The sequence below is a fragment of the Bradyrhizobium sp. GCM10028915 genome (assembly GCF_042666195.1).
GTDB lineage: Bacteria > Pseudomonadota > Alphaproteobacteria > Rhizobiales > Xanthobacteraceae > Bradyrhizobium > Bradyrhizobium canariense_D.
Map to the genome: position 1 here is coordinate 50239 of NZ_JBHTFN010000045.1, position 22766 is coordinate 73004.

Consider the following 22766-nt stretch of genomic DNA (forward strand, 5'->3'; position numbering starts at 1 on the left):
CACGTCAGTCTCTGGAATACTGGATCGCCCGATTAAATCGGGCGATGACATCGAGTATGGGGCGCGCGGCTCCATCTCCTTCGCCGGGACGACCGTGTGGAGAGAGCTTGCTAAACACGCCAGCTCAATTCGAGCTGTCGATCAAGCTCTCCAGCAGCCGCTTCAATTCGCTCGTCGATTTGTCGCCGTAGCTCTCGAGGATGTGCTCTTCCTGGTCGACCGCGAGCGAGTTGAGCTTCTTGCTCAGCACCTTGCCGCGATCGGAGATGAACATCAGGACCTTGCGGCGGTCGTTCGGGTCCTGCACGCGGTAGACCAGCGTGTCCGAGACCATGCGATCGATCATCTTGGTCAGCGTCGGATGGTTGAGCAGCACGGCATCCGCGAGCTCTCCCATCGAATGGCCGTTGCCATCCGACAGGACTTTCAGAATGCGCCACTGCTCGACGGGCACGCCTTCCTTGCTCAACCGCAGTTCGAGCTGCCGGTTGATCTCCCGGTTGGCTTGCGCGAGCAGGTACGCGAGGTGTTCGGTGATCGGGGTGTTCGGTTTTGCCACGGCTAAGACTTTGTCTTGACCCAAATGAGTGAATGTCTTGCAATCGATGCTGCATCTATATGCACTTCAATTCTTGAATATTCAATATTTTCAAAATAGGATATTGCCCAACAATAGGGCGGGTGCCGCGGCCGCCTGCTGAATGAGCTTTCAAGTCTGGTATCAGACAGGAGTTGGCGTGCGCGCGACGGTAAACTTCCCGGCTCACGGCGGTCCGGCGTTACCGCCGTCCTTGCTGTTCAGGAATCTGTCGCCCGCGGCAGCGGATTTCGACCTGTCGCCGGCTGATGCGCATTTCATGAAGCGCCGCGGCGCACACAACAAGCTCCGCATCGGGGGCTTCATTTGCTGCACCGGCTCGCCCGGTGTCTGGGGCCCGTGCGCGACAAGCAGCGCGCAGCTCGCGGTCGCCGAGATCAACAAGCGCGGCGGCATTCTCGGGCGCGAGATCGAGCTTTCGATCTACGATGCCGGCGGGCCGCTCGACGGGATTCTGAGCCGCGCCGAGCAGGCGATCGCTTCCGATGAGATCGACCTCATCGTGGGACTGCATACCAGCGCGGTGCGTGTGGCGCTGCGCAAGGTCACGACCCGCCACCGTATCCCCTACATCTATACGCCCGTCTACGAGGGCGGCGAGCAGACGCCGGGTGTCATGGCGATCGGCGAGACGCCGCGCTGGCAGAGCCGCCCCTCCATCCACTGGCTTGCCGACGTCAAGAAGGCGGCGCGCTGGTACCTGATCGGCAGCGATTATGTCTGGCCCTGGCAGTCGCACCGCGCGGTGAAGCGCTACATCAAGGAGGCCGGCGGCCATGTCGTCGGCGAAGAGTTCGTTCCCCTCGGCGAAGACAACCACGAGCCGCATCTGGAGCGCATCCGTGCCGCGAGGCCTGACGTCGTCCTGATCTCGTTGATCGGCACCGACAGCATCACGTTCAATCGCGCGTTCGGCGAATGCGGCCTCGGCGCCACGACGCTGCGGCTGGCCGGGGCGATGGACGAGACCGTGCTGCTCGGAATCGGCGCCGACAACAGCGAAAATCTGTTCTGTGCCTCCGGCTATTTCCCGGGCATCGGATCGCGGGCCAACGACGACTTCCAGAGCCGCTATCGCGCGATGTTCGGACCGAACGGCCCCCCGATCGGCTCGCTCGGTCAATCCAGCTATGAGGGACTGCGCTTCCTTGAGGCCGTGGCAAACAAGGCGGGCACGTTGGCGATGGGGCCCATGCTCGCGGCCGGCCGCAACATCGTCTATGGCGGCGCGCGCGGCCCCGTCACCGTCAGGAACGGTCATACCCGGATGCAAATGTATCTCGCCGGCGCGGATGGCCTCGATTTCAAGCTGATCAAACCGATCTGACGCCGGCGCCCCATCTGCAAACGCCCGAATCCAAAATAATACTTGAAAAGGAAAATATTTCCGTCTGTAATATCAAGGTAGAGCCGATGGGCGCGCCCGCACACGCGCGCCAATGAGGCTCCAATGCCAGGGATTCCAATTCCAGGGATCAAGAAGCCTTTGAGGAGAGCGCCGTGACAGTTGTCCTTCCCACGCCAGCCCAATTGCGCAGTGTCGCCGACCAGTGCGGCCTTTCGCTGACCGACGACGATGTCGCCTCGTTCCGCGGTCTGATGCAGGGCTCGATCGAGGCCTACAATCTCGTCGGAGCCATGCCGGACGAGGTGCCGGAGGTCAAATATCCGCGCACGCCGGGCTATCGGCCCTCGCCGGAAGAGAACCCGCGCAACGCCTGGTATCGCAAGTCGACCGTGAAGGGGGCGGCGAGTGGCAAGCTCAAGGGCAAGACGGTCGCCCTGAAAGACAACATCATGCTCGCCGGTGTTCCCATGATGAACGGCTCGGCGACGCTCGAAGGCTACGTGCCCGATTTCGACGCCACCATCGTCACCCGCATGCTCGATGCGGGCGCCGAGATCGCCGGAAAAGTCCATTGCGAATCCTTCTGCATGTCCGGCGGCAGCCACACCAATGCGGTCGGCGCCGTCCACAATCCGCACAAGATGGGCTATTCGGCCGGCGGCTCGTCGTCAGGCAGCGGCGTCGTCGTCGCGCTCGGCGAAGTCGACATGGCGATCGGCGGCGACCAGGGCGGTTCGATCCGCATGCCGTCCTCGTTCTGCGGCACCTATGGCATGAAGCCGACCTGGGGCCTCGTGCCCTACACCGGCATCATGCCGATCGAGGTGTTCGTCGACCACACCGGCCCGATGACGGCGACCGTCGCCGACAACGCGCTGCTGCTGGAGGTGCTGGCCGGCGACGACGGCTACGACCCCCGCATCAAGGCGCCCAAGGTCGAGGAGTACACCAAGGCGCTCGGCCAGGGCGTCAAGGGCATGAGGATCGGCATCCTCAAGGAAGGCTTTGAGCAGGCGACGGCCGAAGCCGCCGTGAACGAGAGCGTGCGCGAGGCCGCAAAGCGATTCAAGGATTTGGGCGCCACGGTCGAGACCGTTTCGATCCCGATGCATCTCATGGGTCCCGCGATCTGGACGCCGATCGGCACCGAGGGCATGACCCAGACCATGATGTATGGCGACGGCTATGGTCTGTCCCGCTCCGATCTCTACTCGACCACGCTGATGGACTTCCATCGCGGCTGGCGGCGGCAGGCGGATTCTCTGTCCGAGACCACAAAGCTGTTCCTGCTGCTCGGCACCTACATCAACAACACCTTCGGTCCGCGCTATTACGGCAAGGCTCTCAACATCTCCCGACGCCTGACCGCGGCTTACGACAAGGCCTTCAAAGACTACGATTTGCTGCTGCTGCCGACGACGCCGATGAAGGCGACGAAGCTGCCGGAGCCCACGGCCAGCCGCGAAGACTATGTCGCGCGTGCGCTGGAGATGATCTCCAACACCGCGCCGTTCGACATCACCCATCATCCGGCGATGTCGCTGCCCTGCGGCATGGTCGACGGCCTGCCCGTCGGCCTGATGCTGGTCGGCCGCATGTTCGAGGAATCCACCATCTACCGCGCCGCCCACGCCTTCGAGCAGATCGGCGACTGGAAGAAGATGTGAGCGAGGGACTCATGCAGACGGACGTAACAGGGAAGCGTTTTCGGACGCGTCAAGACATCAAGCCGGAGCCCCGTTCCGATTCCTTCGGAACGGGAAAGGCTCCGGCGCATGGCTAACGCGTTCGTCGCGGCGTTCGAGATCCTGAGCTTTGGTGCGATCATCGTCCTGATCGTGCTGGGGCTCGGGATCATCGCCAGCATGATGGGCATCTTCAACTTCGCGCAGGGCGAGTTCGTCCTGCTCGGGGCCTACATCACCTATCTTGCCTACGCCAATGGCCTGCCGATCTGGGCCGGCATGGTCGCCGCACCATTCATTGTCGGCGCGCTCGGCTTCGTGCTGGAGGCGCTGATCATCCGACGCTTCTACGCAGCCCCCATCGTCGCCATGCTCGGCACCTATGCGCTCGGCCTGATCATCCGCGAATCCGTGCGCGGCTTGATCGGCGGCTTCTATCTCACCGTGCCGGAGCCGATCGGCGGCTCGATCGATATCGGTGCCATGCAAATCTCGGCCTGGCGCTTCACCATCATCATCATCACGGCGCTGGTGATGGGCGGCTGCTATCTGCTGCTGGCGCGCACCAGCTTCGGCCTGCGCGTGCGCGCTACCCTGGAAAATCCTTCGCTGGCCCGCGCCTCCGGAATCTCCACGCCGCTGATCTACGGCGCCACCTTTGCGTTCGGCGCGGCGCTTGCTGGCCTTGCCGGCGCACTGATCGTGCCGGTGTTCAGCCTGTTCGCCGATCTCGGCCTGCGCTTCCTGATCCAGGGCTTTGTCGCGGTCATGGTCGGCGGCGTCGGCTCCTTCATCGGGCCGGTCGCGGGCGCCGGCGTCATCGGCACGCTCAGCGCCGCGCTGCCCTGGGTGATGGCGCCCGTCGTGGCCGATGTCCTCGTCTTCGTTCTCGCCATCGTCTTCATCAAATTCCGGCCGCAGGGCCTCATTGCTGGAAAAGGGGTTTAGTCACATGTCCGATCGTTCTCAGCTCTCCCGTCGCCGGTTCCTTTCGAATCTCGCCTTTGCCTCCGGTGCAGTCGCAACCGGCGTCGGCAGTTGGGTGATCCCGGCGCCCTGGGCCAATGCGGCCGAAGCCCCGATCAAGGTCGGCATCGCCACCGACCTCACCGGGCCGATTGCCTACGCCGGCAATGCCGACGCCAACGTCGCCAAGATGGTGATCAAGGAGATCAACGCCGGCGGCGGTCTGCTCGGCCGCCCGCTCGAGCTCTTTGTCGAGGACACCGCCTCGAACGAATCCGTCGCGGTCGGCAACGTCCGCAAGCTGATCCAGCGCGACAAGGTCGACATGGTATTGGGCGGCATCACCTCGTCGATGCGCAACGCCATCAAGGACCCGATCGTCGCGCGCGGCAAGACGCTCTACATCTATCCGCAGCTCTACGAAGGCAAGGAGTGCACGCCTTATCTGTTCTGTACCGGGCCGACGCCGGCGCAGCAGTGTGACGAGTTCATTCCCTGGCTGATCAAGAACGGCGGCAAGAAGTTCGCGCTGCCGAGCGCCAACTATGTCTGGCCGCACACACTCAACGTCTACGCCCGCAAGGTGATCGAGGCCAACGGCGGCGAGGTCGTGTTCGAGGAATACTATCCGCTTGACCAGGTCGACTTCTCCTCGACCGTCAACCGCATCATCTCCAACAAAGTCGACGTCGTCTTCAACACCGTCATCCCGCCCGGCGTCGGTCCGTTCTTCAAGCAGCTCTACGAGGCCGGCTTTCTCAAGAATGGCGGACGGCTGGCCTGCGTCTACTATGACGAGAACACGCTCAACATCAATCAGGCGGCCGAGATCGAGGGTCTCGCCAGCTGTCTCGATTATTTCAAGGTGCTCACCAAGGAGAACCCGTTCGACGCAAAAATCCAGGCGGCCTACGAGAAGGATTTCCCGGGCAACTTCCTGTTCGCTGCCGGCAGCGCCGCCACCGGCACCTATCGCGGCCTGAAACTGTGGGAAGCCGCCGTCAAGGAAGCCGGCAAGGTCGATCGCGACTCGGTCGCCGCTGCGCTCGATCATGCCAAGATCGCCGAAGGTCCCGGCGGACCTGCCGAGATGGTGCCGGGCAAGCGCCACTGCAAGATGAAGATGTACACCGCTGTCGCCAAAGGCGGGAACTACGAGATCGTCGGACGCAGCGACGGACTCGTCGATCCCAAGGAATGCTAGAGTCGAATGCCGAAAGCGATGGGCGCAGCGAAGCAGGCAGTCCCCGCCGAGATCGGCGGGGAGCAGAACGTTGCCATGGTTGAACACGGATCAGCAGGGCAAGCCGGTTCGGTGCGGAAAATCCTGCCGATCGTGGAGGGCGTCGTGCTCGTCGTGGCGCTGCTCGCCCCGCTGGTGCTGCAGGACTACCTCACGGTGTTCGCGACGCGCGTGATCATCCTCGCGCTGTTCGCACTGTCATTCGACCTGGTGTGGGGCTATGCCGGCATCATGAGCTTCGGCCAGGCGCTGTTTTTCGGCTCGGCCGGCTATGGCGTGGCGCTGCTCGCGCGCGATCTCAACATTACCAACATCTTCCTGGTGCTGCCCGCGGGCACCATGATCGGGCTCACCTTTGCGCTACTGCTGGGCGGCTTCCTGCTGCTTGGACGGCATCCCTCCAGCGTGATCTTCGTCTCGCTGGGCACGCTGACCGGATCCTACGCCGCCGATCGGCTTGCGCGCGGCTGGTACTATCTCGGTGGCCAGAACGGCATCCCCTCGATCTCCTCGATGACGCTCGGCAGTTACGAGTTCTCGGAAGGGCCGCCGTTCTATTATCTCGTGCTTGGCCTGCTCGTCGTGGTCTATCTCCTCTGCCGCTTTCTGGTGCGCTCGCAGTTCGGGTTGGCGCTCGCGGGATTGCGCGAGAACGAGCAGCGCATCGCCTTTTTCGGCTACAAGGCGCAGCATCTGAAGGCGATCATTTTTGCGATCGGAGGCGCAGTGGCCGGCCTCGCCGGCAGCCTCTATGCCTTCCACGAAGGTTTCGTCTGGCCCAACATGGTCGGCGTCGTGGTCTCGACGCAAGTGGTGCTCTATGTGCTGTTCGGCGGCTCCGGCACGCTGATCGGCGCCGTCATCGGTGCCGTCATCGTTGAGGGCGTCAGCTTCTGGCTCTCGGACAATTACCGCGAGGTCTGGCCGATCATCCTTGGCGTGCTGCTCCTGCTGGTGATTCTGTTCCGGCCGCTCGGCCTGATCAGCTTCGTGCTCGGCGAGCGCGAGCGGGTCGGCAGCTTTGGTGGCAAATCCAGGAAGACCGGGAAGGAGAAGCGCGATGCCGCTCCTTGAAGCCAGCGGCGTCAAGAAGATCTTCGGGAAGCTCACCGCGCTCGACGGCGCCGCGCTGACCGTCGGCGAGAACGAGTTTCACGGCCTGATCGGCCCGAACGGCTCCGGCAAGAGCACGCTGATGAAGTGCATCGCCGGCGCCGAGGTGCCGACACAGGGCAAGGTCTCCTTCGTCAACGCCGATATCACCGCGTTCACGCCGACCGAGCGTGCCCGCGCCGGTATGAGCTTGAAATTTCAGATCACATCCGTGCTGCCGACGCTGACGCTCTACGACAACATTCTGCTCGCGCTGCAGGCGCAATCCTCGCTGTTCGATCTCGTGTTCTCGCGCACGCGCGGGCTCTTGCACGATCAGGTCATGACCATGCTGACGCAATTTCGCCTCGCCAACCGCGCTTTCGACGCGGCGGCGGCGCTGTCGCACGGCCAGCAGCAATGGCTGGAGATCGCGATGGCGCTGGCCTGCAAGCCGAAGCTTCTGCTGCTGGACGAGCCGACCGGCGGCATGAGCCTGGAGGAGCGCCGCGTCACCGGTGAATTGCTGCAGCCGATCAAAAAGCATTGCTCGCTGGTCATCGTCGAGCACGATCTCGATTTCATCCGCGACATCTGCGATCGTCTCACCGTGCTCGACCAGGGCAAGGTGCTGGCGTCCGGCACGGTGTCGGAGATCCAGGCCAACAAGGCCGTCCAGGAGATTTATTTGCGCCGTGCCTGAATTTTTGGACATCAAGCATCTCGACGCCGGCTATGGTCGCAGCCAGGTCCTGTTCGACGTCAACCTCGGCATTCCCTGGCGCGGCGGTGTCGCCGTGCTGGGCCGCAACGGCGCCGGCAAGACCACGCTGATGAAGACCATCGTCGGCGAACTGCCGGCGTGGAAGGGCGAGGTCGCCTTCGATGGCCGCGACATCAGCCGCCGCGCGACCCAGGAGCGGGTGCGCGCCGGCATCGGCTACGTGCCGCAGGAGCATTCGGTGTTCGCGCGCCTGTCGGTGCGCGACAATCTCGCGGTCGGGTCGCTCGCGAGCAGGAAAGCCGACGCGGTCGAGCACGTGCTGACCATCTTCCCAAAGCTCGGCCAGCGCCTCGACCAGCCCGCCGGCACGCTTTCCGGCGGCGAGCGCAAGATGCTCGCCATCGGCCGCGCCATGCTGGGCGATCCAAAACTTCTTCTGCTCGACGAGCCGACCGAAGGCGTCTGGATCGGCGTAATCGAGGAGATCACCGAGCGCCTGATCGAGCTTGCGAAAACCATCGCCGTCATCATCGTCGAGCAGCACCTCGACCTCGCGCTCCGCGTCGCCGATTACGCCTACGTGCTGGACCGCGGCCGCGTCGCGCTGCAAGGCGAAGCAGGCGAGGTGAGGGGCAATCCGGAGCTGCTGCGGTATCTGGCGCCGTAGGGCGCGCGTGAAGCGCGTCCCTCTCACACCGAACTCGGCTGTCATGCCCCGCGAAGGCGGGGCATCCAGTACGCCGCAGCTTCTCGATCGATAAGGGGTGCCTCTGGAATACTGGATTCCCCGCCTTCGCGGGGAATGACGGCGTCAGGCTGGGATGGATCGAAGAGATTAAGCGGAGCGCCCGCTTTACTTCACCGCCCCAAACCGGCTGTCGAACGAGTTCGATTGCACCACCGGCGCGGCGCCCATGATCTGGGTCGCTTCACCCGCGCCATCCGAGACCGACGGCTTCAGCGTCGGGCGGGTTGCGGCGAGGCGGGTGTCGGGCTTCGCAGGTTCGGCGGGTTTGGCAGTGGCAACAGCCGGCTTCGGTGCATCCTTCGCTGCGTCCTTGGACGTGTCGCGGCCCGGTACGAACCGGGTCACCGCGGCCTTCAGCCTCGAGGCTGCGGTGGGCGGCGTCGTCGACGTCGCAGCCGGGGCGACGGATGCCGTGGCCTGCGGCGGCGGCGTGGTCGCGGTGGCGTCGGCATTGCCCACACCTATCTTGCGGCGGAGATTGGAGAAGAAGCCGGATTTCTCGGGCGGAGCTGCGGTGGCGACGCGGGCGCTGGCGGCGGGCGCGCTGACGGCGACGACCGGCTCTTCCTGCGGCGAGGGCGCGGCTGCATCGAGATTCGGCTTCGGCGGATTGACGTGTCCAGGGATGGTGCCCGGCGCCTTCGCCATCGCCAACATCTGGAGCGTGGTGCCTTCGGCGCCCTCCGACAGGCCGGTCGAGCCTTCCGGAATCTTCGCGGCAAAGATCTTGTTCATGCCGCCGTCGATGCCCGTGTTCATGCGCGCAACGGGCGTGCCGCGCGAAACCAGCTTGTTGTACTCCGCCTGGTCGCGCGCATCCTTCTCGCGCACGGCGCTGGCGATCTCCTCGGGGATCACATAGGCCGGGCACTTTGCCGATGCATCGAACACCGGATCGCGATTGGCGTCGGGCGGCTTCGCCGCGTCGAACACGTACTTCTTCTCGCAAAAATCGACCTTCGGCTCCTGCCGCGTCACCTCGAAATGATCATAGCCTTCCTTGATCATCTTCCAGAACGGCATGTTCGGATTGTTCCGGTGCTTGGCCATGTTCACCGGCGTCATCTTGAACGGATAGGCCTGCAGCTGGAACGCCTTCTGGCCGCCGAAGAAGGATTCGCGCCCGAGCGAATAGATCTCGGCGATCTGCTCGTCCGTCATCGCGTAGCAGCCGCGCGACGAACAATCGCCATGCACCATCAGCTGCGAGCCGCTGCGGCCCAAAGCCTTGTCGAACGCGTTCGGATAGCCCGTGTTGAACGACAAATAGTACGCCGATTGCGGATTCATCTGGCCCGGATTGATCGAGTAGAATCCTTCCGGCGCCTGGCGATCGCCTTCGCGCACCTTCGGGCCGAGATCGCCCGACCAGCGACAAATCGGATAGGTCTTGAGCAGCGCGAACTGGCCGTTGCGGGTCTGCTTCCAGACCTCGAGCTCGGCCTCCTGCTTGAACAGGCGCACCAGGATCGGTGATTGCAGATCCATGTTCTTCTCGACCATCGCGGCGAGAAGCTTTGGCGGCACCGGCTGGTTGGCCTTGGCATTGGTCGCAAGCGAAACCTGGTCGGTGTCGCAGCCGGCCAGCACGAAGCTGGCGGCAAGCGCCACCGAAACCAGAAACGCGCGAGCAAGCGAACGAGAAATCAAGATGGACCCCACACCGTCCAAGGCATCGCGCGCAAACCCCAATCTTGAAGCATGATCCGACCGGAGACCGGGACCCGTCGCGACGGGCTTTTTCGCAATCACGCTCCAGCGCTTATGCCCTGAAGCCATTGATTAAAATTCTAACCTCTGGGTCATGTGGTCGCAACCCGCACGGGGATCACGAGCCCGTTGGCCCAAAGGCGTGGTCAACGAAGACTTAAACTGGGCTGAAACTTGGGCCTTTCGGCCAAACCAGCACTGAGATCGCTGATTTGGGCAAAAAAAGGGTTAACGCGGGGTTACCGGGGGCCTCCGGGACGGTTTGGCCGGCCTCAAATTCAGCGTCGTCTCGGCGAAAGCCAGGACGACGGCGGAGGGGGACGCGTCCAACGGGCCCCAAAGCCCGCCCGAATCAGCCCAGTTTCCGGCCAATATCGAGGAATTTCTGCCGCCGATGCTTGCGGATGGCGTCCCCGTCCAGACCCCGGAGTTCGTCAAAGGCCTTGGCAATGGCGTCGCCCGTGGTGGCGATCATGGCGGCGGGGTCGCGATGGGCGCCGCCGACCGGCTCCTTCAGGATGCTGTCGATCACGCCGAAGCGGAGCATGTCCTGGGCCGTGATCTTCATGTTGTTGGCGGCTTCCTGCGCCTTGGAGCCGTCGCGCCAGAGGATCGAGGACGCCGCCTCGGGCGAGATCACGCTGTAGATCGCGTGCTCCAGCATCAGGACCTTGTTGGCGGTGGTGATGGCGATGGCGCCGCCCGACATGCCCTCGCCGGTGATGATGGCGACGTTCGGCACGGTCAGCGCCATGCAGGCATCAGTCGAACGCGCGATCGCCTCGGCCTGGCCGCGCTCTTCCGCGCCGATGCCGGGATAGGCGCCGGCGGAATCGGCGAGCGACAGCACCGGCAGGCCGAACCGCTCCGCCATCTCCATCAGCCGCACGCATTTGCGATAGCCCTCGGGCCGCGCCATGCCGAAATTATGCTTGATGCGGCTCTCGGTGGAATCGCCCTTTTCCTGGCCCATCACGCAGATGGCCTCGCCGCGGAAGCGGCCGAAGCCGGCCACCAGCGCCTCGTCCTCGCCGAACTTGCGATCGCCGGCGAGCGGGGTGAACTCGGTGATCAGGCCCTTGATGAAGTCGTTGAAATGCGGCCGCTGCGGATGCCGCGCGACCAGCGTTTTCTGCCACGGCGTCAGGTTCAGATAGAGGTCGGCCATCGCCTGCGCCGCCTTGTCCTCGATCCGCCCGATCTCCTCGGCGATGTCGCTGCCGGAGGCCGCAAGCGTCCGCAATTCATCGAGCTTGGAATCGAGCTCGGCGACGGGCTTTTCGAAATCGAGATAGCTGCGCATCTGGTCTGGCATCAACTCAATATAGGGAGGACGGGGCGAGGCGGCGAAGCGGATTCGATGTCGCGGAAAGAAGTGTAGGTTCGTCAATGAGTTGGCTTGTGTGCTCGCAACGAGCGCAGGCCAAATCATCGTGAGGCCCCGGCTCTTTCTGCGGAGATGTGGCCGAAGTCAAGGCGGTTTCATCGTTCCAGTACCGTAGCCCGGATGAGCGAAGCGATATCCGGGGCAGGTCGCCCGATCGTCAATCCCGGATGTCGCTTCGCTCATCCGGGCTACTGCAGCTACGGCAGCAACTATTTCTCCGCCAGCGGGTGCAGGTCGCGGACCAGGCTCTTCAGCCGCTCCTCGACCACGTGGGTGTAGATCTGGGTCGTCGAGATGTCGGTGTGGCCGAGCAGCGTCTGCACGATGCGCAAATCGGCCCCGTTGTGCAGCAGGTGGCTGGCGAAGGCGTGGCGCAGCACGTGGGGGGAGACCAGCCGGGCCTGCAGGCCCGAAGCGACCGCGAGCTCCTTCAAGTCGCGGGCAAAATGCTGCCGCGTCAGATGTCCGCTCTCGCCGAACGAGGGGAACAACCATTTCGAGGCCGCCACGCTGTTCTTCTTGTCGGTCTTGTTGTTGTCCTTGGCCGCCTCGGTCGCCGCGAGATAATCGGCCATCGCCTGGCGCGAGGCCTCGTTGAGCGGCACCAGCCGTTCCTTGTTGCCCTTGCCGCGCACCACGATCATGCGGGCGTCGCGCTTCGCGGCCGTACGTGGCAGCGCCACCAGTTCGGAGACGCGCAGGCCGGTGGCGTAGAGCACCTCGAGCAGGCAATAGAGTCTCAGGGCGCGCAGCCGTTTCGAGAGCGAAGCATCCTCCGCCTCGCTCAATTCCTTGGCGCGGCGGAGCATGCGGTCGACATCCGCAATCGACAGCACCTTCGGCAGGCCGCGGCCGCGCTTGGGGCCGGACAGGATCGCCGCGGGATCGTCGGTTCTGATGCGTTCGTTCAGGAGGAAGCGATAGAGATGCCGCATCGCCGACAGCCGTCGCGCGACGCTGGTGGACTTGAAGCCCCGCGTATCGAGATCGGCGAGATAGTCGCGCAGCGTCTGTGTTTCCGCGTCCGCGAATGCATGGCCGGCGCGACCAAGAAACTCGGAGAAGTCGGTGAGGTCGCGGCGATAGGCGTCGAGCGTATTGGGGCCGGCGCCCTGTTCCGCCGCGAGCATGTCGAGGAACAGGCCGGTGAGCTTGGCGTCTGAGGACTTGTTATCGGAAGATCTGGCACGCATGCCGGCAGCCTAGCTGCTATTTCTTGAGAAACTTATCCGGCGGGATCGTCACCGTCATTTCCCGCGGCTTGGGATTGACGAAGTTCGCCAGCGCGAAGACCACGCCATAGACGATGCCGGCGATCACGGCGACGACCGTCAGGAAGCGGAACAGGCTGGGCATCGGCAGGATCTCGGAGAGGGTCTCGGTCAGGGGCTTGGCGGGCAAATTAACCAATGAAATCATCCAACACGTTCGCCGTTTCGTGGCAAGAGTCCTCTGGCGAGGGCCCCTGCGGGGTCGTATAGGTGGCCAAAGGATGCCGCCTTTGGCGGCAGATCGAGCGAGACCCATTCGAGCGAGACAAATGCCCGACGCCGCGTTGCCGATCCAAGCCTCGCCCGAGGCCGACATCCTGTCGGCGCTGGGGACGCGCTCGATCGTGCTCGTCGGCATGATGGGGGTGGGCAAATCCACCATCGGCCGCCGCATGGCTCTCCGGCTCAAGCTGCCCTTCGTCGATGCCGACACCGAGATCGAGGCGGCGGCCGGCATGACCATACCGGAAATCTTCGAGCGTCATGGCGAGCCGCATTTCCGCGACGGCGAGGCCCGCGTGATCGCGCGTCTGCTTGACGGCGGTCCCATCGTGCTGGCGACCGGCGGCGGCGCCTTCATGCGCGAGGAGACGCGGACCCGGATCGCGGCGAAGGCGATATCGATCTGGCTCAAGGCCGATCATGATGTCATCATGCGCCGCGTGCGCCGGCGCGCCGACCGTCCGCTGCTCCAGACCGCCGATCCCGAAGGAACCGTGACGCGCCTGCTCACCGAGCGCGAGCCGGTCTACGGCCATGCCGACCTCACCATCGCCTCGCGCGACGTGCCGCACGACAAGATCGTCGATGAGACGATAGAGACGCTGCGCGCGCATCTTTGCGGCGAACGGGCGTCCCCGCCACCAGCCGACGTCGCGAGTGCCGCACGATGACCGCGCCTTTGAAACATTCCGAGCCCGTCAACGTCGAGGTCGCGCTGGAGAATCGCGCCTATGACATCGTCATCGGCCGCGGTGTGCTGGCCTCGCTCGGCGAACGGGTGGCGCGTTTACGTCCCGGCGTGCGCACCGCGATTGTCACGGATCGCACCGTCGCGAAATACTGGCTCGAACCCGCCGAGGCGTCCCTCGCAGCCAGCGGCGTTCCGACATCGCGCATCGTCGTCGAGGAAGGCGAGATCTCCAAGACCTATGCCGGGCTCGAAAAGGTCAGCGAAGCCCTGATCGCCGCCAAGATCGAGCGCAACGATCTCGTCATCGCGCTCGGCGGCGGCGTGGTCGGCGATCTCGCCGGCTTTGCGGCGGCGATCCTGCGCCGCGGCGTCGACTTCGTGCAGGTGCCGACCTCGCTGCTGGCGCAGGTCGATTCCTCCGTCGGCGGCAAGACCGGCATCAACTCGCCGCAGGGCAAGAATCTGCTCGGCGCCTTCCACCAGCCGGTGCTTGTGATCGCCGACACCGCCGTGCTCGACACGTTGTCGCCGCGGCAGTTCCGCGCCGGCTATGCCGAGGTCGCCAAATACGGCGTGCTCGGCGACGAGGCCTTCTTCGCCTGGCTCGAGAACAACCATTCCGACATCTCCAAAGGCGGTTCGGCGCGCGAGCATGCGATCGCGACCTCCTGCCGCGCCAAGGCCGGCGTCGTCTCGCGCGACGAGCGCGAGACCGGCGAGCGTGCGCTGCTCAATCTCGGCCACACGTTCGGCCATGCACTAGAAGCCGCGACCGGCTTCTCCGACCGCCTGTTTCACGGCGAGGGCGTTTCGATCGGCATGACGCTGGCGGCGCAGTTTTCGGCGAAGCTCGGCATGATCGGCGAAGCCGATGCGATGCGAGTCGAGCGTCACCTCATTGACGCCGGCTTGCCGACGCGCTTGCAGGACATCGCGGGCTTCGCGCAGGAGGGGCTTGCCGATGCCGACGCGCTGATGACGCTGATGGCGCAGGACAAGAAGGTCGAGCGCGGCAGGCTCACCTTCATCCTGCTGGAGGCGGTGGGGCGGGCCGTCGCCGTGAAGAACGTCGAGCCGGCTCCGGTGCGCGACTTCCTGAAGGACAAGCTCGCGCAAAAGGCATGACGCGAGGCTGAACGGCGCTACAGCGTTTTCGCGCGAAGTGGGTACCGGTTCGCGTAAGAAACGCGTCAAAACAAGAAACCAGAGTGGTTCATGGATTGGCTCGGATTCACCATCGTCATTCTCTGCCTGCTGGTCTCCGGCTTCTTCGCCGCGAGCGAGACCGCACTGACGGGCGCCTCGCGCGCCAGCATGCTGCGGCTCTCCAAGCAGGGTAATCGCGACGCCGACGTGGTTTCGCAGCTGCTCGACATGCGCGAGCGCCTGATCGGCGCCCTGCTGCTCGGCAACAACATCGCCAATATCAGTGCATCCGCCCTGGCCACCAGCATTTTCACGGCCTGGTTCGGCGACGTCGGCGTGCTCTATGCCACCGGCTTGATGACCGCACTGGTCGTGATCTTCGCCGAGGTGCTGCCCAAGACCATCGCGATCAACGCGCCCGACCGTATGGCGCTCGCGGTCGCGCGCCCGATGCGGCTGACGATGTACGTGCTGGGGCCGCTGCTGCGGATCGTGGAAGTCATCGTGCGGCTGTTGATGCGCCTGTTTGGCCTTGCCGGCGAGCACCAGGCGATCCTGTCGCCGACCGAGCGCCTCCGCGGCGCGGTCGACCTGCTGCATCATGAAGGCAAGTTTGAGAAGCACGACCGCGACATGCTCGGCGGGCTGCTCGATCTGCGCGAGCTCCAGGTCTCCGACGTCATGATCCATCGCACCGAGATGACGATGATCAACGCCGACCTGCCGCCGGAGGATCTGGTGCGCGAGGTGCTGGCGGCCGAATACACCCGCATCCCGCTGTGGCGGGAGAAACCGGAAAACATCATCGGCGTGCTCCACGCCAAGGATCTGCTGCGCGCGATCCGCGCGTCCGACGGCGATACCTCGCGCATCGACGTCTCGACCATCGCGCTGCCGCCCTGGTTCGTGCCGGAAATGCGGCCCGTCTCCGAGCAGCTCAAGGCGTTCCGCCGCCGCAAGACTCATTTCGCCCTGGTCGTCGACGAGTACGGCGAAGTTGAAGGTCTCGTGACGCTGGAAGACATTCTGGAAGAGATCGTCGGCGACATCTCCGACGAGCATGACGTCGTGGTCGCGGGCGTGCGCGCCCAGCCGGACGGCTCGGTCGTCGTCGACGGCTCGGTCCCGATCCGCGATCTCAACCGCGCCATGGACTGGCACCTGCCCGACGAAGAGGCAACGACGGTCGCCGGCCTCGTCATTCACGAGGCGCGCTCGATCCCCGACCGCGGCCAGAGTTTCACCTTTCACGGCTTCCGCTTCCGCGTCCTCCGCCGCGAACGCAACCGCATCACCGCGCTCCGTATCTCACCGGTGCCGCGCGAGACGGAAATGGAGGAAGCCAAGCGGCGGCGGGCGGGGACGTCGTTTTGAAGCGGTAGCTGTCATCGTCCGCCTTGTGCGCGCTTGCGCACTGGGGCGGACGATCCAGTAAGCCGCAGCGGCTCGATTCTAGCCGCGCCGCCTCGGACTACTGGATGCCCGCCTTTGCGGGCATGACAGCCGCATCGGCGAGCTAGCTGCCGCCTTCTCCCGGCGCTTGCGCGTGGATCGCCAGCGCGTGCACGCTGCCGGAGAGTTCCGCGGCCAGCGCCGAATTTATCATGCGGTGGCGATCGACCCGGCTCTTCCCTTTGAAGGCGGAAGACACAATATAAACCCGAAAGTGCGTCTCGCCGCTCGGCCGATGGCCGGCGTGGCCCTCATGCAAATGTGACTCGTCGACGACTTGCAGGCTTTCCGGCGTGAAAGCTTCCTGCAACTTGTTGCTGATAGTGTCTCTGATGGCCATCTGGGTCATTACGGTGCGAGATCGCTCTCCGTATTGCATAGGCCGCCTCTAGCGGCCGTTCAAGGACGCCTCAGCATAGTTTCGGCTATGCTTTTCAGCTAATTGCAATGTCAAGACTTGAAGGTTTTTGCATTGCGTAGTCAAAGTCAGCCATGCCGATCGATTCATCAAAGTTCTTCGACTCCATCCGGATCAAGCCGAAAGGCAAGCAGCCGGAGGTGAAGCCGCGCGACGCCGTGGTCAATTGCGAATGGACCGGGTGTCAGAACAAGGGCGCGCATCGTGCGCCCAAGGGTCGCGACAATCAGCGTGAGTACTGGCACTTCTGCCTGAACCACGTGCGCGAGTACAACCAGAACTACAATTTTTTCTCCGGCATGAATGCCGACGCTGTCGCGCGCTATCAGAAAGATGCGCTGACCGGTCATCGTCCGACCTGGAAGATGGGCGCCAATGGCGGCGTCAAGAAGGGCGCCGAGGCCGAGATCGACGGCGCCTTCGATCCGTTCAGCATGTTCCAGGAGCTGAACGGCCGTACGGGCTGGCGCGCCGGCCCGCAGGCCGCGCCCAAGGCCGAGACGCGCAAGATCATGAACGCCGAGCGCAAGGCGCTCCAGGTGATGGGCCTCGGCCCCGAGTCCACGCTCGCCGACGTCAAGTCCAAGTACAAGGCGCTGGTGAAGCAACACCACCCCGACGCCAACGGTGGCGACCGCTCCACCGAGGATCGCCTGATCGAAATCATCAAGGCGTATAATTATCTGAAGACCGTGGTGCGCGAGGCGTAGGCTTCGCGCGCGCTTTCTTCCCTTCTCCCCTTGCGGGAGAAGGTGGCGCGAAGCGCCGGATGAGGGGTTTCTCTCGGCGAATTCAACTGCAAGATATGAGGGTGTCGAGACAACCCCTCACCCGTCTCGCCGCTTTGCGGCGAGCCACCCTCTCCCGCAAGGGGAGAGGGGAAGCACGCGCTCCGGGCTACGCATTCCCTACGCCTTCGGCATCGCGCCCACATATGACGAGCTCGGCCGGATCAGCCGCCCGGTCCGCTGCTGCTCGCGCGCATGCGCCGTCCAGCCGGCTGCGCGCGCCACCGCGAAGATCGGCGTGAAGGCCTGCCTCGGAATCGCCAGCGCATCGAGCAGGATCGCGGTGAAGAACTCCACATTGGTCTCCAGCGGCCGGTCCGGATTCTTCTTGCGCAAGGCTGCGCGGATATAGGCCTCGACCTCGCCGGCAAACGGCAGGTCGGCGCCGTCCGAGGCCAGCGCCTCGATCGCGGTCTTGAGCACGTCGGCGCGGGGATCGCGCACGCGATAGACGCGGTGGCCGAAGCCCATCATTCGCTCGCCGCGGGCGAGTGCCGCGTCCACCCAGGGCTGGATGCGCTCGCGCGAGCCGATCGCGTCGAGCATTTCCAGCACCGGCTCCGGCGCGCCGCCATGCAGCGGACCCGTCAGCGCGCAATAGCCGGCGGTGACGGCGGCAAACAGATCTGCGTGCGTTGAGGCCACCACGCGCGCGGTGAAGGTCGAGGCGTTCATGCCGTGGTCGCTGGCGGTGACAAGATAGGCGTCCAGCGCTGCGACCTCGCGTGGTTCAGGCGCGCGCCCGTGCAGCATGCGAAGCGTGTCGGTGGCCTGGCTCACGTTCGGATCGGGTGCCACCGGATCGAGACCCCTAACCCGGCGGACGAGCGCGCCCGCAATCACCGGGAATGCGCCGACGATTGTCGCCTCATGGGCGAGCCCGTGCTCGGCGCGAAGTCCCGCGACTGCCGCGCGAAACCCGTCGACGACGCCCATGCCGCGCGTTGCCGGCAGCAGCTCATCCAGCCGCGCGAAGGCGCGCTCGCGTGCGGCGCCCAGGCTCGCGCGCACATTGGCTTCGCTCAGCGTGGTCGTGCTGGCGCCGTTCCAGAGCCGGGCGGTGACGCCCTCAAAGCTCGACTGGCTCGCCAGTCGGCCAACATGCTCGCCGGCGATGATCAACTCGCCGCGCTCGCCGTCGACATGGCTCAGCACGGTTTCGGCCGCGGGAACGCCGTCCAGCCCGATCTGGCTCTTGGTGAGGTGGATGTTCATGGCCCAATCTCCTTTGCACCAGCCAAAGATCAGGCTTCTCGACAGATTGATCAATCTTGATTACATAAATCAATATGAAAAATCCGGAAGGTCTCTACCTCTCCGCCCGGGAAGCCGCCGCTGAGCTCGCGATCTCCCCGGCGACGCTCTACGCCTATGTCAGCCGCGGCCTGGTCCGGTCCGAGCCGACGCCGGACTCGCGCAAGAACCGTTATCGCGCCGAGGACGTCCGGGCGCTGAAGGAGCGCCGGGTGCCGTCGCCGGAGCCGCGCGGCCTGCGCAGCTTCGATGCCGATCTGCCGGTCATGGACACGGAGATCTCCACCATCACCGAGGAGGGCGCGATCTATCGCGGCGTCAATTGCGTCGATCTCGCGGAAAACGACACGCTGGAGCACACGGCGACGCTTCTGTGGGACGTCTCCGGCGTCGATCCCTTTGCGCCGGACAATTTTCCCGCGGTGTCCGATGAGATGCGCCTGATCGCGCAGGCCGCGCGGCGCGCCGCGCCGATCGATCGCGCCATTGCCGTGCTGGCGCTCGCATCGAGCGCCGATCCCCGCGCCTTCACCCGCGCGCATGATGGACGTGCGATGGTCGGTGCGCGCATCGTCCGGCTCCTGGTCGCGACCATGCTCAATACGGAGCCGTCCGCCGAGCCGCTGCACCAGCAGATCGCCAGTGCCTGGGCTCCCGACAACAAGCACGCGGCCGATCTCATACGCCGCGCGCTGGTTCTGCTCGCCGAGCATGAGTTGAACGCGTCCACCTTCACCGCGCGTTGCGCAGCCTCGACCGGCCTCAATCTTTATGACTCCGTCATCGCCGGCCTCGCCGCGCTGAAGGGACCGAAGCACGGCGGTGCCGGCGTGCTGGCCTCGCAGCTCGTCAAGGCACTGGTCGATCGTGACGTCGAGCCAATGGTCCGCGAGCGTGTCGCGCTCGGCGAACGCTTTGCCGGCTTCGGTCACGGCGTCTACAAGCGGGGCGATCGGCGCGCGCAATCGCTGCTCAACGCGCTCTCTCGCGCAGGCGCACCGCGCAAATTCACCAAGGAGGTGCCCGAGCGGATCGCGGAGGCGACCGGCGAACTCGTCAATATCGACTACGCGCTCGCGGTGCTCGTGCACGCGTTGCGCCTGCCTGGCGGCAGCGAGCTCGCCCTGTTCGCGATGGCCCGCAGCGTCGGCTGGATCGCACATGCGAGCGAGCAGTTGCAGTTCGGCAAGCTGATCAGGCCCCGGGCGAGGTATGTCGGGCCGGCACCGGGGCGGAGGGGAGGCGCTGCTAGCTAGGATCGCTGCTGCGGTCGTCCTGGCGGAAGCCCGTGCTCGGGTACCTGATCAATCCGCAAGCCCTAACACGAACGCCAAAGCAATCCCGATCCGCGCCATATCCTGGCTGCCGAGGCGCCCGATCTTCTGTCCGATCCGTTCGCGTCTCACGGTGATCGGCTTGTCGGTCATCGCCTGCAATCTCAGTCGTAATCCATTTTCGCGGGTTGGCTCGATAGTCACCCGAAAATCCGGGGCGTGCGCCAGTTCGGAAGTCAACTGGCAGATCACGACGGAGGCATGAGTTTCAGGGAAAGCGTCGCTCTGCACGATGACCGCCGGGCGGGGTTTGCCATAGTCGCCCGTTGCAGCGACGGTCACGACGTCACCGCGTTGCATCTGCATCAAACTCGGAGACCGACTCGATCCACTGCAGCGCGTTGCGCTCGCGATCGGGGTCGAGGCTGGCAACTTGCTTCGCCACCCGTCGTCGAACTGACCGCGAGCGAGCATCAGCTACGACGAGGCGCAGTTCGCGCAAGCCCCGCAGCCGCCTCCGCTGGCGCATCATTTTCATTCTTTCAGCGGGTGCAGTCATTGGAGACGGTCCCATGTAACGCGTTACAATGTAACGCGTTACGGCTTGGAGGCAAGGGCCGCCACGTTGCGAAGTTTCCAAACCGCAGTGCGCCGCTCGACGCTATCACCCTCGCGGCTTCGCCACCGCCACGCCGCCGCCGTTCCGGCGGCGATAGATCCAAACCGCCAGGCCTACGACGATTGCCACGCCGACCACGGTCAAAATCCACATATGCTTATACGGATGCCCATGGTGCGGCAGCCCGGCATATTCGTGCAGGGCCGACACCGCCAAAACGCCCGGCAGCACATGCGCCGGCGCCCAGACCAGGATCGCCGGGATGTTGATGGCGTAGAAGCGGGCCGGGGGCATGCCGAGCGCGCCCGCCGTGACCGGGACGAAGGCACGGATCGGCGGCACGAAGCGGGCGAAGAACACCGCCCAGGTGCCGAAGCGGTGGAAGAAATTCTCGCTCTGTTCGACCACACGCGGATACTTGGTCAGCGGCCAGGTGTTGAGGATCTCCCGTTGTTGCCGGTGTCCGATCCAGTAGGCCGAACCATCGCCGAGCACTGCGCCGAGCGCCGCCGCCAGCAACACCCATTGCAGCTTGAGCTCGCCGCCCGGGACCAGGGCGCTTAGCGCCAGGATGATAGTCGAGCCGGGGATGACCGACCCCAACACCGGAACCGCCTCCAGCAGGGCCGCCAGGAACAGGGTCAGATAGGCCAGCCACGCATGGGCCGAGACGAATGAAATGAGGGGATCGAGAAAGGACGTCACATCGTCTCTGTGCTGGGATTGGGCCTCGGGGTTCGGACCCTACATAAGTAATGAGCGGCGGTAAAAGTGCCACCCGCGTGGGCAGGACGGTGCCTTCGGCACGAAATTCAGGCGTGATTCGCAGGGCAGCCTTCCAAAAATCGCGTTCCTTGCCTATCTAAATGAAAAGACAACGGAACTTTGATCGGGGGGCGGGCTTCTGCCCGCCCGTTGTCTCTGATAGGTTCGCAACAGCACCCAGCCGCAGCCAACGTGCAATAACTGGTCTCGGGATCGCCCGGGACCTCGGAGGATTGATGACGACCGCCGCGATGTCCAAAGTTGAGGAAGTTTCCGGTTTGCCCGACATGAAGGTGTCGGTGCGCCAGGTGTTCGGGATCGACAGCGATCTCGAAGTCCCCGCTTATTCCGAAGTCGATCCTCACGTCCCCGAAGTCGATTCCGATTACCGCTTCGACCGCGCCACCACGCTCGCCATTCTCGCCGGCTTCGCCCACAACCGCCGCGTCATGGTCACGGGCTATCACGGCACCGGCAAATCCACCCATATCGAGCAGGTCGCCGCGCGACTGAACTGGCCCTGCGTGCGCGTCAACCTCGACAGCCACATCAGCCGTATCGACCTCGTCGGCAAGGACTCGATCGTGGTCCGCGACGGCAAGCAGGTCACCGAATTCCGCGACGGCATCCTGCCCTGGGCGCTCCAGCATAACGTCGCGCTGGTGTTCGACGAATACGACGCCGGCCGCCCGGACGTGATGTTCGTGATCCAGCGCGTGCTGGAAGTCTCCGGCCGGCTGACGCTGCTCGACCAGAACAAGGTGATCAAGCCGCATCCGGCATTCCGCATGTTCTCGACCGCCAACACCGTCGGCCTCGGCGACACCTCGGGCCTCTATCACGGCACCCAGCAGATCAACCAGGGCCAGATGGACCGCTGGTCGATCGTCACCACGCTGAACTATCTCAGCCATGACGAGGAAGTGGAGATCGTGCTGGCCAAGGCCAAGCACTATCGCACCACGGAGGGCCGCGACATCGTCAACAAGATGGTTCGCCTCGCCGACCTCACCCGCAACGCCTTCGCCAATGGCGATCTGTCGACGGTGATGAGCCCGCGCACGGTGATCACCTGGGCGGAGAACGCCGACATCTTCAGCGACATCGGCTTTGCGTTCCGGGTCACCTTCCTCAACAAATGCGACGAGCTCGAACGTCCCCTCGTCGCCGAGTTCTACCAGCGCTGCTTCAACGCGGAGCTGCCGGAATCGTCGGTGAACGTGGCGCTCAGCTGATCGCTCTCGGTGTGTCGTCCCGGCCGAGTGCGCAATTGCGCACGGGGCCGGGACCCATACCGCGAGGTCTCTCTGTGAAGCGACGCTGCTAATTTCTCCTGACGCAATGATCGCCGGTGGTTATGGGTCC

23 protein-coding genes are annotated in these 22766 nt (G+C 64.5%); 13 read left to right on the forward strand and 10 right to left on the reverse strand.

What is annotated here, in order from left to right:
• Positions 1 to 124 precede the first annotated feature (124 nt).
• On the reverse strand, positions 125 to 559 hold the full coding sequence (locus ACFQX9_RS26680) for a MarR family winged helix-turn-helix transcriptional regulator (RefSeq protein ID WP_007599198.1): 435 nt from the start codon (positions 557 to 559) through the stop codon (positions 125 to 127).
• Between the two features lie 178 nt (positions 560 to 737).
• On the opposite strand from ACFQX9_RS26680, the gene ACFQX9_RS26685 reads away from it, so the two are divergent.
• From ACFQX9_RS26685 to ACFQX9_RS26715, 7 genes are all read left to right on the forward strand, one after another.
• On the forward strand, positions 738 to 1925 hold the full coding sequence (locus tag ACFQX9_RS26685) for a substrate-binding domain-containing protein (RefSeq protein ID WP_085384113.1): 1188 nt from the start codon (positions 738 to 740) through the stop codon (positions 1923 to 1925).
• Between the two features lie 173 nt (positions 1926 to 2098).
• Positions 2099 to 3613: an amidase gene (locus ACFQX9_RS26690; RefSeq protein ID WP_026232420.1), complete on the forward strand. Its 1515-nt coding sequence runs from the start codon at positions 2099 to 2101 to the stop codon at positions 3611 to 3613.
• Between the two features lie 108 nt (positions 3614 to 3721).
• Positions 3722 to 4579: a branched-chain amino acid ABC transporter permease gene (locus ACFQX9_RS26695; RefSeq protein ID WP_377791071.1), complete on the forward strand. Its 858-nt coding sequence runs from the start codon at positions 3722 to 3724 to the stop codon at positions 4577 to 4579.
• A gap of 4 nt (positions 4580 to 4583) precedes the next feature.
• Positions 4584 to 5801, forward strand: a complete 1218-nt coding sequence (locus ACFQX9_RS26700) for a substrate-binding protein (RefSeq protein WP_018452916.1) — start codon at positions 4584 to 4586, stop codon at positions 5799 to 5801.
• A gap of 6 nt (positions 5802 to 5807) precedes the next feature.
• A complete protein-coding gene (locus ACFQX9_RS26705) occupies positions 5808 to 6914 on the forward strand; it encodes a branched-chain amino acid ABC transporter permease (RefSeq protein WP_018452917.1) in 1107 nt (368 codons plus the stop codon).
• Complete coding sequence (locus ACFQX9_RS26710) at positions 6901 to 7635, forward strand: ABC transporter ATP-binding protein (protein WP_018452918.1); 735 nt, start codon at positions 6901 to 6903, stop codon at positions 7633 to 7635. The genes ACFQX9_RS26705 and ACFQX9_RS26710 overlap by 14 nt, the downstream gene beginning before the upstream one ends.
• The gene (locus ACFQX9_RS26715) at positions 7628 to 8323 is read left to right on the forward strand and encodes an ABC transporter ATP-binding protein (protein ID WP_026232421.1); all 696 of its coding nucleotides are present in this window, start codon (positions 7628 to 7630) and stop codon (positions 8321 to 8323) included. The genes ACFQX9_RS26710 and ACFQX9_RS26715 overlap by 8 nt, the downstream gene beginning before the upstream one ends.
• A gap of 186 nt (positions 8324 to 8509) precedes the next feature.
• Here ACFQX9_RS26715 and ACFQX9_RS26720 read toward each other — a convergent pair whose 3' ends face one another.
• From ACFQX9_RS26720 to ACFQX9_RS26735, 4 genes are all read right to left on the reverse strand, one after another.
• Positions 8510 to 10054, reverse strand: a complete 1545-nt coding sequence (locus ACFQX9_RS26720) for a L,D-transpeptidase family protein (protein WP_377791072.1) — start codon at positions 10052 to 10054, stop codon at positions 8510 to 8512.
• A gap of 412 nt (positions 10055 to 10466) precedes the next feature.
• The gene (locus tag ACFQX9_RS26725; protein ID WP_007599220.1) at positions 10467 to 11429 is read right to left on the reverse strand and encodes an acetyl-CoA carboxylase carboxyltransferase subunit alpha; all 963 of its coding nucleotides are present in this window, start codon (positions 11427 to 11429) and stop codon (positions 10467 to 10469) included.
• 281 nt (positions 11430 to 11710) lie between these two features.
• Positions 11711 to 12694 (reverse strand): site-specific tyrosine recombinase XerD, encoded by a 984-nt coding sequence (gene xerD / locus ACFQX9_RS26730; protein WP_247360805.1) that lies wholly within the window; start codon positions 12692 to 12694, stop codon positions 11711 to 11713.
• A 16-nt stretch (positions 12695 to 12710) separates the two neighbouring features.
• Positions 12711 to 12857, reverse strand: a complete 147-nt coding sequence (locus ACFQX9_RS26735) for a hypothetical protein (RefSeq protein WP_035669499.1) — start codon at positions 12855 to 12857, stop codon at positions 12711 to 12713.
• A gap of 184 nt (positions 12858 to 13041) precedes the next feature.
• On the opposite strand from ACFQX9_RS26735, the gene ACFQX9_RS26740 reads away from it, so the two are divergent.
• The 3 genes from ACFQX9_RS26740 to ACFQX9_RS26750 all read left to right on the forward strand — a co-directional run bounded on the left by ACFQX9_RS26740 (position 13042) and on the right by ACFQX9_RS26750 (position 16205).
• On the forward strand, positions 13042 to 13665 hold the full coding sequence (locus ACFQX9_RS26740) for a shikimate kinase (protein WP_085384097.1): 624 nt from the start codon (positions 13042 to 13044) through the stop codon (positions 13663 to 13665).
• A complete protein-coding gene (gene aroB, locus ACFQX9_RS26745) occupies positions 13662 to 14810 on the forward strand; it encodes a 3-dehydroquinate synthase (RefSeq protein ID WP_377791073.1) in 1149 nt (382 codons plus the stop codon). The genes ACFQX9_RS26740 and aroB overlap by 4 nt, the downstream gene beginning before the upstream one ends.
• Positions 14811 to 14900: 90 nt before the next feature.
• The gene (locus ACFQX9_RS26750; RefSeq protein WP_018452925.1) at positions 14901 to 16205 is read left to right on the forward strand and encodes an HlyC/CorC family transporter; all 1305 of its coding nucleotides are present in this window, start codon (positions 14901 to 14903) and stop codon (positions 16203 to 16205) included.
• A 142-nt stretch (positions 16206 to 16347) separates the two neighbouring features.
• On the opposite strand, the gene ACFQX9_RS26755 is transcribed toward ACFQX9_RS26750, so the two are convergent.
• Positions 16348 to 16623 (reverse strand): BolA family transcriptional regulator, encoded by a 276-nt coding sequence (locus ACFQX9_RS26755; protein WP_026232423.1) that lies wholly within the window; start codon positions 16621 to 16623, stop codon positions 16348 to 16350.
• Between the two features lie 152 nt (positions 16624 to 16775).
• Between ACFQX9_RS26755 and ACFQX9_RS26760 the strand changes: the two genes are divergently transcribed.
• Positions 16776 to 17411 (forward strand): J domain-containing protein, encoded by a 636-nt coding sequence (locus tag ACFQX9_RS26760; protein ID WP_027515160.1) that lies wholly within the window; start codon positions 16776 to 16778, stop codon positions 17409 to 17411.
• Positions 17412 to 17609: 198 nt separating this feature from the next.
• Here the strand turns inward: ACFQX9_RS26760 and ACFQX9_RS26765 are convergent, their stop codons facing one another.
• Positions 17610 to 18704 (reverse strand): citrate synthase/methylcitrate synthase, encoded by a 1095-nt coding sequence (locus ACFQX9_RS26765; RefSeq protein WP_377791074.1) that lies wholly within the window; start codon positions 18702 to 18704, stop codon positions 17610 to 17612.
• Positions 18705 to 18778: 74 nt separating this feature from the next.
• Here ACFQX9_RS26765 and ACFQX9_RS26770 point away from each other — a divergent pair, with 74 nt between their 5' ends.
• Positions 18779 to 19999, forward strand: a complete 1221-nt coding sequence (locus ACFQX9_RS26770; RefSeq protein WP_377791075.1) for a citrate/2-methylcitrate synthase — start codon at positions 18779 to 18781, stop codon at positions 19997 to 19999.
• A gap of 48 nt (positions 20000 to 20047) precedes the next feature.
• On the opposite strand, the gene ACFQX9_RS26775 is transcribed toward ACFQX9_RS26770, so the two are convergent.
• The 3 genes from ACFQX9_RS26775 to ACFQX9_RS26785 all read right to left on the reverse strand — a co-directional run bounded on the left by ACFQX9_RS26775 (position 20048) and on the right by ACFQX9_RS26785 (position 21341).
• Positions 20048 to 20383 (reverse strand): type II toxin-antitoxin system PemK/MazF family toxin, encoded by a 336-nt coding sequence (locus ACFQX9_RS26775; protein ID WP_377791076.1) that lies wholly within the window; start codon positions 20381 to 20383, stop codon positions 20048 to 20050.
• Positions 20364 to 20576 carry an antitoxin MazE-like protein gene (locus ACFQX9_RS26780; protein ID WP_143273843.1) on the reverse strand — a complete coding sequence of 71 codons (213 nt, stop codon included), beginning with the start codon at positions 20574 to 20576 and terminating at the stop codon, positions 20364 to 20366. Before ACFQX9_RS26780 ends, ACFQX9_RS26775 begins: the two co-directional genes overlap by 20 nt.
• 105 nt (positions 20577 to 20681) lie before the next feature.
• Positions 20682 to 21341, reverse strand: a complete 660-nt coding sequence (locus ACFQX9_RS26785; RefSeq protein WP_377791077.1) for a DedA family protein — start codon at positions 21339 to 21341, stop codon at positions 20682 to 20684.
• Between the two features lie 296 nt (positions 21342 to 21637).
• Here ACFQX9_RS26785 and cobS point away from each other — a divergent pair, with 296 nt between their 5' ends.
• Positions 21638 to 22636, forward strand: a complete 999-nt coding sequence (gene cobS / locus ACFQX9_RS26790) for a cobaltochelatase subunit CobS (protein ID WP_018452933.1) — start codon at positions 21638 to 21640, stop codon at positions 22634 to 22636.
• Positions 22637 to 22766 lie beyond the last annotated feature (130 nt).